Annotated in this window: 13 protein-coding genes and 1 tRNA gene; 3 read left to right on the forward strand and 11 right to left on the reverse strand. The window is 48.1% G+C overall.

Going from position 1 to position 15,015, the window contains the following annotated elements:
• On the forward strand, positions 1-284 hold a 284-nt coding region (locus H503_RS0103935), incomplete at its 5' end, for an IS3 family transposase (protein WP_026385417.1).
• A gap of 63 nt (positions 285-347) precedes the next feature.
• Here H503_RS0103935 and H503_RS0103940 read toward each other — a convergent pair.
• From H503_RS0103940 to H503_RS0104000, 11 genes are all read right to left on the reverse strand, one after another.
• Positions 348-815, reverse strand: coding sequence for a type III secretion system chaperone family protein (locus tag H503_RS0103940; RefSeq protein WP_009014978.1), 468 nt, complete (start codon positions 813-815; stop codon positions 348-350).
• A gap of 180 nt (positions 816-995) precedes the next feature.
• Positions 996-3,524: a DNA gyrase subunit A gene (gyrA, locus tag H503_RS0103945; RefSeq protein ID WP_051201273.1), complete on the reverse strand. Its 2,529-nt coding sequence runs from the start codon at positions 3,522-3,524 to the stop codon at positions 996-998.
• Positions 3,525-3,601: 77 nt separating this feature from the next.
• Positions 3,602-4,366: a sulfite exporter TauE/SafE family protein gene (locus tag H503_RS0103950; RefSeq protein WP_009014980.1), complete on the reverse strand. Its 765-nt coding sequence runs from the start codon at positions 4,364-4,366 to the stop codon at positions 3,602-3,604.
• A 5-nt stretch (positions 4,367-4,371) separates the two neighbouring features.
• Positions 4,372-5,061 carry a thiamine diphosphokinase gene (locus tag H503_RS0103955; RefSeq protein ID WP_009014981.1) on the reverse strand — a complete coding sequence of 230 codons (690 nt, stop codon included), beginning with the start codon at positions 5,059-5,061 and terminating at the stop codon, positions 4,372-4,374.
• An 11-nt stretch (positions 5,062-5,072) separates the two neighbouring features.
• Positions 5,073-7,019, reverse strand: a complete 1,947-nt coding sequence (gyrB, locus tag H503_RS0103960) for a DNA topoisomerase (ATP-hydrolyzing) subunit B (RefSeq protein ID WP_009014982.1) — start codon at positions 7,017-7,019, stop codon at positions 5,073-5,075.
• 25 nt (positions 7,020-7,044) lie between these two features.
• Complete coding sequence (gene remB / locus H503_RS0103965; protein WP_014127986.1) at positions 7,045-7,272, reverse strand: extracellular matrix regulator RemB; 228 nt, start codon at positions 7,270-7,272, stop codon at positions 7,045-7,047.
• Entirely contained in the window at positions 7,232-7,981 is a 750-nt protein-coding gene (locus H503_RS0103970) for a DciA family protein (RefSeq protein ID WP_009014984.1), read from the reverse strand. The genes remB and H503_RS0103970 overlap by 41 nt, the downstream gene beginning before the upstream one ends.
• Entirely contained in the window at positions 7,968-9,116 is a 1,149-nt protein-coding gene (recF, locus tag H503_RS0103975; protein ID WP_014127984.1) for a DNA replication/repair protein RecF, read from the reverse strand. The genes H503_RS0103970 and recF overlap by 14 nt, the downstream gene beginning before the upstream one ends.
• Before the next feature lie 5 nt (positions 9,117-9,121).
• Positions 9,122-10,240, reverse strand: coding sequence for a DNA polymerase III subunit beta (dnaN, locus tag H503_RS0103980; protein ID WP_009014986.1), 1,119 nt, complete (start codon positions 10,238-10,240; stop codon positions 9,122-9,124).
• Between the two features lie 277 nt (positions 10,241-10,517).
• Positions 10,518-11,894, reverse strand: a complete 1,377-nt coding sequence (gene dnaA, locus H503_RS0103990; protein WP_009014987.1) for a chromosomal replication initiator protein DnaA — start codon at positions 11,892-11,894, stop codon at positions 10,518-10,520.
• Positions 11,895-12,781: 887 nt separating this feature from the next.
• Positions 12,782-12,855, reverse strand: a tRNA-Gly gene (locus H503_RS0104000).
• 124 nt (positions 12,856-12,979) lie between these two features.
• Here H503_RS0104000 and H503_RS0104005 point away from each other — a divergent pair.
• Positions 12,980-13,960, forward strand: a complete 981-nt coding sequence (locus H503_RS0104005; protein WP_009014989.1) for an alpha/beta hydrolase — start codon at positions 12,980-12,982, stop codon at positions 13,958-13,960.
• 457 nt (positions 13,961-14,417) lie between these two features.
• A complete protein-coding gene (locus tag H503_RS0104015) occupies positions 14,418-15,002 on the forward strand; it encodes a xanthine phosphoribosyltransferase (protein WP_009014990.1) in 585 nt (194 codons plus the stop codon).
• Positions 15,003-15,015 lie beyond the last annotated feature (13 nt).

Genomic DNA, 15,015 nt, shown 5'->3' on the forward strand with positions numbered 1-15,015 from the left:
GGCAGTATCAGCATGAATATTACAGAAGTGAATTGAAAAAGCATGGAATTATACAGTCAATGTCGCGTAAGGGCAACTGCTATGACAACAGTATTATGGAGACCTTTTTTGGTCGGATGAAAAATGAAATGTATTACGGAAGCGAAAAAGAATACACCTCGTTCAAGGTATTTGCTAAAGCAGTGAAAGAATACATTCATTATTTCAACAAGGAAAGGATTCAGAAAAAAACAAAATGGATGCCTCCCGAAATATATCGGGAAACATCCACTAATGCCATTTAACTAATTTATATGCGTCCAGTTTTTGGGGTACACATCAGATCGTTCTTCACATCTCTTTTTTTCTTATTTTACAATGGAAAGTCCCGGCCCTTCAGGCGTTTTGATACCGGCTGCTTTCCGGATGCCGTCCCCAACATGTTCCAAATGCTCCATCATCATAGTCAGCATGTTGTAGATCAGGGATCCCTCCATTTTTTCCGGCATGATGAGACAGGCATCCAGGACCATACTGCCCCCTTGGTCAACATAGTGTTTAAAAGATTTATACGTATGGTTGAGGCGATTCATTTCTTCCAAAACAGCTGCCCGCTTTTCTCCTTTGACAACAGCCTGGTCAAGGAGGACTCGAAGCGTTACGAAAACGCTGTCATCCACGGTGACAATGAATGGATATTCCACGTTCCCTGCTTTGAGCCGGGAATGGAAGAGAACCGTATGGAGCTCATCCTTGGGAATTTCTTCCACACCAAAAGCACCGCTGTCCTTACTTTCAATGAATTTTTTAAAAGCCTCTGCTTTTGCATTTGCCATTTTTCCACGACCTCGCTATGTTATGCACAAAGATATACACAAGTTTTCCACAAAAATAGAAGACTTATCCACAAAATCTGTGGATAACCCTAGGGAGTCCCCCCTATATATAGGGGTAGGTATCTGTTCCTACCCCTACGATGAGGAACTTATCCACAATCCATCCACAGAAATTGTGGATTATTTTGCGTTCTCCGTTTCCTTTTCTTCATCGCTGACCGTATCCACAATGGCAAGGGCTGCGACCTTGTCTCCTTTTTCAAGATCCATCATCTTGACTCCTTGAGCATTGCGACTGTAGCTTGAAATGTCGGAGGCTTTCATGCGGATGATGATACCGGCTGCGGAAATGAGGAGAATATCGTGATGGTCGTTCACGAGTTTCGATCCGACGATGTCACCCGTCTTATTGGTCACCTTCAGGTTAATGATGCCCTTTCCGCCGCGTGTCTGAAGCCGGTACTCGGAAATATCGGTTCGCTTGCCCAGCCCCCCTTCCGTGACAGTCAGGACTTCTCCTGAATCACCTTCACAAGAATCCATGGAAACCAATACGTCGTGATGCCGCAAGGTGATGCCGCGGACGCCATGGGCTGTGCGTCCCATAGGACGGACATCAGATTCGTTGAAGCGGATGGCATAGCCGTCGCGCGTAGCAAGCAGGATATCATGATGACCGCTTGTGAGCTTGACATCGATGAGGTCTTCATCATCATCCAGGTTAATGGCAATAAGGCCTGCCCGACGTGCCGTCTTGAATTCACTGACGCTTGTCTTCTTTATGACACCCTTATTGGTTGCCATAAAGAGGAATTTGTTCTCATCTTCACTGATTCCCGTCTTAACGGCAATAATCGCGGTGATTTTCTCATTTTCCACAAGGGGCAGGAGGTTCCGGATAAAGGTGCCCTTGGCCTGACGGCCCGCTTCTGGAATTTCATAGCCTTTCTGACGATAGACACGTCCTTGGTTCGTAAAGAAGAGGATGTTGTCATGGGTCGAGGCCAAGAGGAGATGTTCAGAAAAGTCGCCAGTTACTTTGTTGTCTTCTTTCACAATTTTTCCGCTGCCCGCCTTGACGCCTCGGCCGCCGCGGTTCTGATTGCGGAAATTCGTCAGAGCCTGACGCTTGATATAGCTCTGGTGGCTGATGGTGATGACAATATCTTCCTCGGCAATAAGATCTTCCGCATCAATTTCACCAGCATCGGGCACAATGGAGGTGCGGCGGGGATCACCGAAGCGTTTCTTCACATCAAGAAAATCATCCTTGGCAATCCCCATGATCTTATGCTCATCGGCAAGGACACTTTCGAGATAGGCAATGGTCGCCATGACTTCCGTGTATTCATCTTCGATTTTCTTGCGTTCCAGACCTGTGAGGCGCTGGAGACGCATATCCAGGATAGCCTGGGCCTGTTTCTCGCTGAGGCCAAACTTTGAAATCAAGGAAGCCCGGGCAATCTCGGCCGTTGCACTGCTGCGGATGGTCGCAATAACCTCATCAAGATGATCGAGGGCAATCTTGAGTCCGGCCAGGATATGGGCCCTTTCCTTGGCTTTATTGAGTTCATACCGCGTCTTGCGGGTAATGACTTCTTTTTGGTGCTCCAAGTAGTAGACGAGGATTTCCTTGAGATTCAAGATCCGTGGATGACCTTTGACGAGTGCCAGCTGGATGATTCCGAAGGATTCCTGCATCTGCGTGTGCTTATAGAGCTTATTGAGCATGATTTCCGGAATGATGTCACTGCGCAGTTCAATCACGATACGCATACCCTTCCGGTCCGATTCATCGCGCAGGTCCGTAATGCCTTCCAAGGTCTTATCCTGCACCAAATGAGCAATACTCTCAATGAGGCGGGCTTTATTGACCTGATAAGGAATCTCGGTCACGACGATACGGTTCTTGTTTTTGGGCATAGGCTCTACATGAGCCTTGGCACGGACCTTGACAACCCCGCGGCCCGTCGTATAGGCCTGACGAATACCGCTGACACCAAGGATTTGGGCTCCTGTTGGAAAGTCCGGTCCCTTGATGGCGCCCATAAGATCTTCGATGGTTGCATCTGGATGATCGATAAGCATGACCAAGGCATCCACGACTTCCCCAAGGTTGTGGGGCGGAATGTTCGTTGCCATCCCAACGGCAATACCAGCAGAACCATTGATCAAAAGGGCTGGAACCTTCGAAGGCAGGACTGTCGGCTCCTTCAAAGATTCATCATAGTTCGGGATGAAATCGACCGTATCCTTTTCAATGTCGCGAAGCATCTCCACGGCAATCTTGCCCATACGGACTTCTGTATAACGCATAGCAGCCGGAGGATCCCCATCGATGGAACCAAAGTTCCCATGTCCATCCACCATGAGGTAGCGGGTCGAAAAATCCTGTGCAAGTCGCACGATGGCGTCATAAACAGAATAATCCCCATGGGGATGATACTTACCAAGGACGTCACCGACAATACGGGCCGATTTCTTGTAAGCCTTGTTGGGAAGCATGCCGGCTTCATTCATGGCATATAGGATCCGCCGATGTACCGGTTTCAGGCCGTCCCGCACATCGGGCAGGGCGCGCTGCACAATGACACTCATGGCATAGTCGATATAGGATTTCTGCATTTCCTCTTCGACGTAGACCGGAATGACTTTGCCAGCTGTGATGGTTTGACCTTCATTTTGCTGATCGTCCACGTTGTCACGCATCCTTTCTTGCGGCCTTCCCCTTGGAAGGCCGTCCTTGCAATCTATCCATACCTGTCAGGACTGACTGACAGGGCATCTTATCTCAAAAATACCTCATAAACCTGTTTGCCAATGAGGAGGACCGTTACGATAAGGTAAAGGGTCCTGATAAAACCAACACCGCGGCTGATGGCAATCTTTGCCCCCAGATGGGCACCAATGATCTCACAAAGGGCCATGGGAATGGCATAGATGAAATAGACCTTGCCTAGAAAGAGAAAAGCCGCAATCCCACCTAAATTGCTCGCAAGATTCATGGCCTTGGCGTTGCCGGCTGCTGTCACAAAATTGTAGCCGAAATAAAGAAAACCAAAAATCAGGAAGGTTCCTGTCCCCGGTCCAAAAAATCCATCATAGGCGCCCAAAAAGAGAATCATGAAAAGAATTCCCGCAAGGTCCTTCGTGGAGAAGGACGCTATCTGGTCAGCGCCACCCCACTCCTTCTTGAAAAAGGTGTAGAGGGCTACAATGACGAGGGCAGCAATAACAATATAGCGCAGGAGCATTTCCGGAAGGGAGCTGGCAATCACAGCCCCAAGGACAGAACCAATGACGGAAAGAGGCATATAGCGCAGCATCCTGCGATCCACGCGTCCGCTTCGCATAAAAGTGGTGAAGCTCGTAATGGCCCCGACAACGGAAGCCATTTTGTTGGAACCTAGGGCATACGCCATAGGAAGGCCAGTCGCCATCCAGGCCGGCAGAGTGATCAGTCCGCCGCCGCCTACAATGGCATCGATGAAGGAGCCGACAAAGCCGGCGAGCATGAGGAATCCTAAATGGACCCAAGAAAATTCAATCATGGTTCCTACTCCTTATACGTCAGATAAAAACCTGCAATGCCAGCATGACACGAAGCTTGTGTTTTCCTGCCAGCCATCTTGTTGCTCACGGCATAAGGATTTTCGCTGGAGATCACGTCATGTTCAAGGGGCCAGCGAACACCGTCAATAGAAACCTCACAGACGGGGCTGAAAGGCAGCAAACTAAGTGCCTTAGGGAGCTTTTGGGCCTCAAAACTCAAACGATCGCCCTTTTCCAAAAAAACAAGCATCTCCCATTCATCAAGGAGTACGACGGGGGTCTTTGTCCTTTTCTGATACTGGAGAAGGGTCAGGAAATTCGCATAAAGGTGATCGGCCCGTCCCCCCCAGACGCCGCTTGCCAGCAGCGTCCCTACAGGGGGCATTTCCTTTAGGAGTAGGGAAAGATCCGTCGCATCCTTATTCACCAAATAAGTCATTACCTTGGTCCCATGCGCCTTGATTTTTTCCCAGCTTCCAGCGTGACCGCTGTCCCTGTCCCCACAGGCAAGGACGGGATAGAGCCCAGCCCGAACACAATACTCGACGCCTTTATCAGCTCCATAAAGGGGCAGGTCTCTCATAGCAGCAAGAAGCCAATTGGGATCAGGACCCCGACCGCCTGCAACAAGGCCGGCAAGGGGCAATTTTCCCCGCGAAAGGATCAGCTTTCCCTGCGGCAGCAGCAGCTCCATGGAAATCCTCCTTAGAAGTCCAGATTCGTTACTTTACCAGCATTTTCCTCAATGAACTGGCGGCGCGGTTCTACTTTATCGCCCATCAAGACGGAAAAGACAGAATCCGCTGAAGCGGCATCCTCCAGATGGACCTGCAGTACCGTCCGCTTGGAAGGATCCATGGTCGTTTCCCAGAGCTGTTCCGGGTTCATTTCGCCAAGCCCTTTGTAACGCTGGACATAAGGATTGTTCTGACGGCCCACCTCGTCAAGTTTCTTTTGCAGTTCATCGTCACTGTAAGCATACGTGTGGTTCTTGCCCGTACGAATGAGATAAAGGGGCGGCTGGGCAATAAAAACATTGCCATTTCGGATGAGGGGCTGCATGTATCGGTAGAAGAACGTCAAGAGCAGCGTCCTGATGTGGGCCCCATCGACATCAGCATCGGTCATGATGATGATCTTGCCGTAACGGATTTTACTGAGATCGAATTCATCGCCAATCCCGCAGCCAAAGGCCGTGATCATGGAGCGGATTTCATTGTTGTTCAGCATCTTGTCCAGGCGGGCCTTCTCCACGTTGAGGATTTTGCCGCGCAGGGGCAGGATGGCCTGGAAGGCACGGTCACGGCCCTGTTTGGCGCTGCCGCCAGCGGAGTCCCCTTCGACGATGTAGATTTCCGTTTCTTCCGCATTCTTACTGGAACAGTCCGCCAGTTTCCCCGGCAGGGAGCTTACTTCCAGCGCGCTCTTGCGCCGTGTCAGATCACGGGCCTTGCGGGCAGCCGCTCGGGCACGGCTTGAGAGAATGGCCTTTTCTACAATTTTCTTCGCCGTCGGTGCATTTTCCTCAAAGTACTCATTGAGGGCATCGCTCACCATATTGTCAACGATTCCGCGGACTTCGCTGTTGCCAAGCTTGGTCTTTGTCTGCCCTTCAAACTGCGGTTCCCGGACTTTCAAGCTGAGGACACAGGTCAGGCCTTCGCGGACGTCATCACCGGAAAGGTTTTCCTCGCTGTCCTTTAAGAGACCGTTCTTGCGGGCATAATCGTTGATGCTTCTCGTCAAGGCCTGTTTCAGACCGGCCAGATGAGTCCCACCTTCTTCTGTATTGATATTATTGACGAAGGTATAGATATTTTCTGTGTAGGCATCCGTATACTGCATGGCCACTTCCACGATGGTGTCCTGCCGTTCCCCTTCTACATAGATCGGCGTATTGAAGATGGCTTCCTTGCCCTTGTTGATATATTCAACAAAAGAAATGATTCCGCCTTCGTAGTGGAAGATTTCATCGGCACCGGAACGATCATCCTTCAGTTCAATCTTGACGCCCTTATTGAGAAAGGCCAGCTCCCGGATACGATGCTTCAGCGTTTCATAGCTGTAGACCGTTTCCGTAAAGATCGTGTCATCAGGCCAGAAATGGACGCTTGTTCCCGTATCCTTGGCATCACATTCCCCTTTTACATAAAGAGGACGAACGGTCTTACCCTTACTGAACTCAATGCCATAAATCTTGCCGTCTTTTTTGACCTCGACTTCCATGCGTCGGCTCAAAGCGTTGACACAGGAAACACCAACTCCATGAAGACCGCCGGAGACCTTATAACCGCCATCGCCAAATTTACCGCCAGCGTGCAGGATGGTCATAACAACTTCAATGGCCGGTTTGCCGATCTTATGCATTTCAACAGGAATCCCGCGCCCATTATCGACAACGGTGATGCTGTTATCTTCTCCGATTTCAACAAGGATATGGTCACAGTAACCGGCCAGGGCCTCATCGATAGAGTTATCGATGACTTCATAAACCAAATGATGGAGCCCACGGGCACTGATACTGCCGATATACATGCTTGGCCGTTTGCGAACGGCTTCGAGGCCCTCCAGGACTTGGATCTGCTCTGCCCCATATTCACCGTGGACGGCGATTTCCTCTTCTATCGTTTTCTCATTGTCTTTTTCAGTCATGGAAACCTCCCAAATTGTGTTTCTGTTAACGATTCATGAGCGTCTTGCTCGAAATACCGGAAAGGATGATCTTATCGCTCGTAACAATGCAGCTCGCCGGCGGATAGGCATCGGTCAGATCAAGGACCTTGGACGTACCCAGCTGCGGTTTCAAAAACAGCCGATAAAGATTCGTCCGCTTGTTGCGAATATCAAAGATGCCGATGATTTCGCTATTTTTTATAACGTAGTTGTTTCCCAGATGCAGGTACATAGGTCCGACGGCTCCTTTCTTTTTCGATGATGGCGTCGATTCGTTCATCTGACAGCTGTTCCGGAGAAAGGGAGCGGGTCAGCATGACGGCAAAAGCCTTATCAACGGACTTGGCCTGGGGATCCAGGGCCTTTCCCATGGCCCATTCCCCCAAAAGGGATTTGACGTCAGTAAATGTCATTTTATCACACTCAACAGCATGGCGACAATCTTCGTAGGAAATCCAAGGCGTTTTTTTTAGAACCTGATGGATCTTTTGACGGGTCGCTTCGGCTCTTTTGCGCCGACAGGCGCTGCAGATGGTTTCGCCTTCGATCAAAGGTACGCCGCAGCAGGGACAGCGCCGCGCCGCGTCAAGGTGAGGCATGAAAGGCCGCTCATTTTCCTTTGCTTCTGGAGCTTCTTCCAACACTCCATGGAACATCTTCAGGACCTTCACAGAAACAAGACGGCGTCCATTTTTTCGTGGCAGGGCCTTACCAATCGCAGCAAGCAGCTTGCCCTGCATGGTCAGGAAATTATGGGACCAACTAGGGTTATCCGTATGAATAAACAGGGTTGCGTGCTGAAGGCGGTAAGGCTGGGAATGACGGGCTGCCGCCTCCCCAACGATCAACGCCCAGTCTTTTCGAAGCCGGTAAAGAACATATTTTTCCTTGGCAAGATCCGTCTTGAGCGCTGCCATAATCAAACAATCAATGTCCTTCATGAGCATCTTCCTCCACCCAGCCGGAACGAACTTCGTAAAAGACCACATCACCACTGGAACGGGCCAAGGCGCGGTCATTGACCGTGAGAAGGGTCTGAACCTTACCGCCCATGCCATCAAGGAGCATGCGACGGCGCCCTTCGTCAAGCTCACTGAGCACATCGTCAAGAAGCAGGATAGGATACTCTTCCTTGCTGTGAAAAATGAATTCCAGTTCCGAAAGTTTAAGTGCCAGGGCCGCTGTCCGCTGCTGACCTTGGGACCCAAAGGAACGCAGGGGCCGGCCCTCCTGCAGGATTTCGAGATCATCCCGATGCGGTCCCATACTGGTATATCCCCTCACGTAATCAAGACGATGCCGCTTTTTCAGTTCTTCTTGGTAAAATGCCTGCCACTCAGAAAGAGAAAGCCCCTTGGGAGGAACCCCCTCCCCATCCGACCGTTTCTGCAGATAGGATAGGGTCATCTTCTCACGGTCCTGAGTAATGGTTCCATAGACAAGCCCTGCAGCCCGTTCAATTTCTTCCATGGCTTTCAGCCGTTCGAATACGATGACCGCGGCACTTCGAGAGAGCGCTTCATCCCATACAAAAAGCTGACCTTCATCCAATTTTTCCTGGTCGCGGCAATGGCGCAGGAAACGATTTCGCTGCTGCAGGACTCGATTGTAATTTTGCAGGGCTTCATAGTAAAACCGGCTTGTCTGGGCAATTTCCATATCGAGGAAACGTCGCCGCAGGGAAGGGTCCCCCTTGACAAGCTGCAGATCATCCGGCGTGAAAAGAACCAGATTCAAAGAACCATAGTGCTCCTTTGGAGAAATGGGAGTACCATTTCGTTGGGCCTGTTTGCGGGTCCTTTTCCCTTCCTGGATCCGTTTGACAAGGAGCCGATTTTCCCCATAGCGGTCACAGTAAGTCACTTCTGCCGCACAATCAGTCTCACCAAATTTCACCAATTCCTCATCATGACGGCTGCGAAACGAAAACCCCATCGCCGCATAATAGAGCCCCTCCAAAAGATTGGTCTTGCCTTGGGCATTGCGGCCATAGATGACCGTCAAGTCATGGGATAGGTTCATCGTAAGGTCCCCATAATTGCGAAAATGATGGAGACGCAGTGACGAAAGTCTCATGCTGCTTAGAAAATTACGCGCACAGGCGTAATGATATAGGTGTAGGAAGGATCATCAACGGGCATCATACGGGCAGGTGAAAGGGAGGAATTGGTTTCAAGGACCACTTGATCACAGGAAATGTTCTTGCAGAAATCCATCAGATACTTGGAGTTAAAGGCAATATTGAGCGGCAGTTCTTCTCCTGTCGTTACGCCTTCCATGATTTCCATGCCTTGCCCGCGGTCGCTGGCTGCACTGGAAAGGATCACCCGATCGGCTTCGATGTTGAGACGGATGATGTTGTATTCCCCTTGTGCAAAAAGGGAAACTCGCTGAATGGCCCGTTCCAGATCCTGGCGATTGAGAACCGACCGATTCTTGAAAGACGGAGGAATCGGTCTTGAATAATCAGGAAAAGTTCCTTCGATGAGACTAGATACAAGGCTGAGGCTTCCCATACGGACCAAGATCTTGCTGTCTTTTTGGATGATGGCTACATCTTCCGGCAGCTCCCCAGTCAGGTTATTGGCAATTTCCTTAAGGACGCGGGCCGGAATGAGCAGGGAATACTCGCTGTCGTCAGCCGTTTCTGGATCAGCCGACTTGATGGCCAGACGATGTGTATTGGTTCCGACACAAGTGATGTGCTGCCCTTTTTTCTCCATGAAGACGCCCGTAAAAAGAGGCCGTGATTCATCAGTAGAACAAGCATAGACGGTTTGACGGATGAGCTGTCCCAGCAGATCTTCGGGCAAGGTCAGGATCCGTTCTCCTTCAAATTCAGGAAAAGACGGATAATCGTCACTTCCAATCAGGGGAATATGATAAGTACCCGTTTCACTAGTAAGCGTCAGTTCCTGGGTGCCTTCTTTTTGGGTCAACGTGAGAATGTCCGTAGAAAACTTGGCCAAAAGATCCCCTAAGGATTGTGCAGGAACAAGGATGACTCCGTCTTCATTGCCATTGACTTCCAAAACCTTTTTCATGCTGAAGTTGACATCCATAGCAACAAGTTCCAAAGTGTTGCCGTTAAGGCTCATATGGATACCAGAAAAAATAGGTGCGTTGGGGCTTGAGGAAATTGCTTTTTTAACGGTATTGACAGCTTTGGCAAGCTGGGCACTTTCACAGGAAAACTGCATGAGAAAACCTCCTTTAAGTGAGAACTCTAAAATATTAAAAGATAGCCGCCTTAGTAGTAGGGGCTGTGAATTTGTTCAAAAATCCTGAAATCCTTGATGTGGCCGTCTATTTCGCTGTTGATAAAGGTGTGGGAAAGTTGTTGATGGCTATCCACAAGTCCACAGGATTTTGGGGAAAAGAAGTTATAAACAGATTCATCCACAGTTTTTCCACAAAGTTATCCACGACCTGTGCATAATTCTGTGGATGATTATTAATTGAAGGAAATTAAAAAGATCAGCCTTTCAGATGAGTGATATGCTTTTCGATTTCCTTGGCAAATTCGGTCTTTTCCTTGCTCTTGGAAAGAATCTTGTCACAGGCGTGAAGGACTGTTGTGTGGTCACGGCCGCCAAAGGATTCGCCAATACGGGGTAGGGAAAGGTCCGTCAGGGTTCGTGCCAGATACATACCAATCTGACGGGGCAGGGTGATATTAGCTGTTCGTTTCTTGGAAAGCAGGTCATTCAAGGTGATGTTGTAATACGATGCAATGTACTGCTGGATGGCTTCAATGGTAATAGTCCTTGAAACCGGTGTTAGATTGAGATCCTTGAGGGCTTCGATGGCAAGTTCTTCCGTAATGGGTTCATTGGAAAATTGAGAATAGGCTCGAACCTTGGTATAGGCGCCTTCCAGTTCCCGGATGTTGGTGGAAATATTGCTGGCAATTAGGTTTGTTACGCTGTCTGGTACGCTGATATGATCCTTGAGGGCCATGTTCTTCAAGATGGCAATCCTCGTTTCAAGGTCCGGCGGCTGGATATCCGCAATAAGTCCCCACGTAAATCGGCTTTTGAGGCGCTCTTCCAGTGTATCCAGTTCCGATGGTTTGCGGTCACTGGAAATGATGATCTGTTTTTCTGCTTTGTAGAGTGTTTCGAAGGTATGGAAGAATTCTTCCTGCGTCGATTCCTTTTTTCTCAAAAACTGGATATCGTCAATGAGCAGGACATCGATGTTGCGGTATTTATTGCGAAAGGCTTCTGTTGCATTGTTCTGGATGGAATTGATCAGTTCATTGGTGAAAGTCTCACTGGATGTATAAAGGATCTTCATTTCCGGATGGTCCTGGTGAATCTTGTTGCCTATGGCATTCATGAGGTGCGTCTTGCCAAGTCCTGAATCGCTGTAAAGAAAAAGCGGGTTATAGACCTTGGCCGGCGCTTCGGCAACGGCTTTTGAAGCGGCATGGGCAAAGCGATTGGAATTGCCGATGACGAAGTTTTCAAAGACGTATTTAGGAGACAGGTTGGAAGAAAAATCCTGACGCGGTCCCTTTTTGGGAATGAGGGGCTCCTTTGCTTTGGGTGCTGCAGCCCCGTGTCCAGGAAAAAGATCCTCTTCTTTATTTGCCAGGTCAGGACGAATCTCTACATCAAGGGTCATGGGCCGATTGAACTGACTTTTAAGGAATGCCTCAATAGGCTCTTTATAATTATTTATGATCCACTCTTTGGTGAAATCATTCATTACGTCAAGGAGCAGCGTATCTTCTGTAAGGGAACGCGGAACGGCCTGAGAAAGCCATTTTTTGCATCCCGACATCTTAGGAATGGACTGATCCCCATTTAGAAGGGTCTCCCATAAGGAAGAAAGGACGTCATTCTCCATAAGTAAACCACCTTTATCATCATTTTCTCGAATCCATATTATAGCATATTCGGGGTGAACTTTGGGGAGGAACTTTGCCAACCTGTGGAAAACATTGTGGACATGTGGATAACTTTTTAAGTTATGTAAAACAAAAAGATAAAAAAGACCGAAATCAAGGGAATACTGACTTTGTGCACAAGAAAAAAGCTTATGCACAGAAAGTTATCCACAGGTGTGTATAACTTTGGGGAAAAGTATGAAAAAATCAATGGTTTTAGCATGTTCCCGAATATATGTTTTGTATATAATTTACATGAAGGTGAAAAGGGATAGTCAGGGCCTCGTTTTTGTGAAATGGACAGAAACAACATTTTGGTAAGATATTCTATTTTTATATGATGATTTTGTATCGCATAATAGATGAGGAAAACGAAAAGGAAAAGGAGAAAAGAAAAGGTTCTTTTCTGTGTATAAATCGTTAATGTTCGGAAATGGGAAAATTTCCCCTTTATGTGAGGAAACATCCCTATTTTCCTATGGAAATGCCTATTACTCTGTCTGTGGATAAAAAAGCAGGTTTTTCTGCTTTTTCCACAGGCAAGAAGAAAAAGACCGGACTTATACACAGTTATCCACAGCTTTTAACGGTTATCCCCAGAAGTTTGTGGAAAACTTTCAAACCCTGTCCCCGTGGGCAAATTGAAATAGATAAAGTAGGAATCACGGTGGAAAAAGGCTGGGCCTTGTGGAAAAAAGAGGACTTATACACAGCTTTTTGAAAACAGCCTGTGTATAAGTCCGGTGGATGAAAGGAAAAAGGAGGGAATTGTTCGGGAAATGCATTCTTTTTCTTAAAATGGTAAAAAAAAAAAGCCGCCCTATTGGCGGCAACACATTTTTTGAAGTGGAGCGGGCAATGGGAATCGAACCCACCTCTAAAGCTTGGGAAGCTTTCATTCTACCAATGAACTATGCCCGCATAACAACACTATTTTACCAAAGAAAGCGGTGTTTGTAAAGGGAAAAGCAAGAGGAATCTTAGGATGATTTCAAAAGGTTCACTTGATGCTATAATGAAAAAAAATTCAAAGGAGGCTTTTCCAATGAAAGATAAAATGATTCTGGCCCTTTTGCTGGGAATTATTTCCTTTAGTGGCAATGCGTTTGCTGCAGTAAAACCAACTGAGGCCATACCCAGCAAGATCCTTGATGTCACGCTTACGAGAAATAAGATCACTTCCATTCCTGACGTGGTCTATGAGCAGGTCCCTCAGCGGGGATATCCTAGCAGAGCGATGAAAATGGACTTATTCATTCCTGAGACGAAGGATAAAAAGCCACTCATTCTTTATATTCCAGGCGGCGGCTTCATCTCGGCCAATAAGAACAACATGCCACAGCTCGTGAACCATTTGGCAGAACAAGGCTATGTCGTGGCCGCGGTTGAGTACCGTGTGGCACCTACGGTCAAATTCCCTGCTCCTTTGGAAGATATCAAGGCGGCCCTGCGCTTTCTAAGGGCCCATCAAGACCAGTATGGCATTGATCCCCAGCGGGTCGGCGTCGTTGGCGGCAGTGCCGGTGGTTATTTAACCGCTCTCATGGCAACGACCAGCGGCAGCAGGGAATTTGATAAGGGAGATTATCTTCATGAAAAAAGTGATATCACCTGTGCTGTTGACCTGTATGGTCTTTCCGATTTGACCCGGATTGGGGCTGATTATTCCAAACAGGTACAGGCCCTTCATGCTTCCAGTGGCGCTACAGAAGCCCTGTGGGTCAATGGAAGCGGTGTTTTTGGCGGCAAGGATGGCGGTATTTCTGCCGATCAAAAGGCCGCACAGCAGGCTAATCCCATTACATACATTTCTTCGACCTCGGCTCCTTTGATGCTCATGCATGGCACGGCCGATACGGTAGTTTCGCCCAGTCAGACAGATATCCTTTTTCAAGCCCTCCAGAAAAAGAAGATTCCCAGTGAGCGCTATCTAGTTCCCCATGCGCCTCATGGCGGCGTCTACTGGATCCAGCCCAAGGTACTTGAAACGATTACCGCTTATTTTGACCGCTATCTCAAAGGCTAAGCGACGGCAGAAAAAAAGGCTGTGAAAAATGACGGTATCTGGATTCCCTTCATTTCCTCACAGCCTCTTTTGTTGTTCCAGTCGTTGACGAAAGTCTATCGTGCGGTGCGGGGAATCTTCTCCCTAAAAAATAAAGGAAAAAGCAGCGTCAAACCGCAATGAATGGATGTCTGCCCCGCCTTTTGCGTCGGAGTTCCTTTGCCTTATTTTCGCTTTAAGCCTGTCATCATCGTAAGGGAAAAGAAAAGAACGTTCAGCCAAGCAAATGTTTTATGTGCTTTCATCATGGGCCTCCTTTATCAAACAATCCTTTTCCCTAGTTTACTATGACAAACTCACACTTGTCAAAAGCAAAAAAGAACCTGTATTTTGGGAAGGGAGTGTCCCACGGGGCGGGACTTTATGATATAATGCTACTTTACATAAGCGTGTTTTTATGATTGGAAAGGGGTAAGTCATGGCTGAATTGAATTTACTGCAAAAAAAGATTCTCGCTGACGGTATCATCAAGAGTGGGGATGTCCTCAAGGTGGACAGCTTCCTGAATCATCAGATCGATGTTCCTTTTATCAGCGAACTGGGGAAAATCTTCAAGAAACTCTTTGCCAGCCGTCCAGTTACAAAAATCCTCACCATTGAGGCATCGGGCATTGGGATTGCTTGTCTGACAGCAATCCATATGGGTGTACCAGTGGTCTTTGCTAAAAAATCAGCGGGCAGCAACATGGATGCCGATGTATACAGCACGGAAATCAAGTCCTTCACCCATAATAAAACAAATCATGTCATTGTTTCCAAAAAATATCTCAACGGCGGAGATCATATCCTTATCATCGATGATTTTCTTGCCAATGGCTGTGCCGTTGAAGGATTGATGGACCTTGTCGACCAAGCTGGCGGGACTGTCGAAGGGGTTGGTATCTGTATTGAAAAAGGATTCCAAGGAGGCGGTGATGCCCTGCGGAAAAAAGGCGTCAATCTCAAGAGCCTTGCTATCATTGAAAAAATGGATGCCAAGACGGGAACCATTGTGTTCCGCTGATGAAGGAGGCTGC

The organism is Acidaminococcus intestini DSM 21505 (assembly GCF_000425045.1).
GTDB classification, from domain to species: Bacteria; Bacillota; Negativicutes; order Acidaminococcales; family Acidaminococcaceae; genus Acidaminococcus; species Acidaminococcus intestini.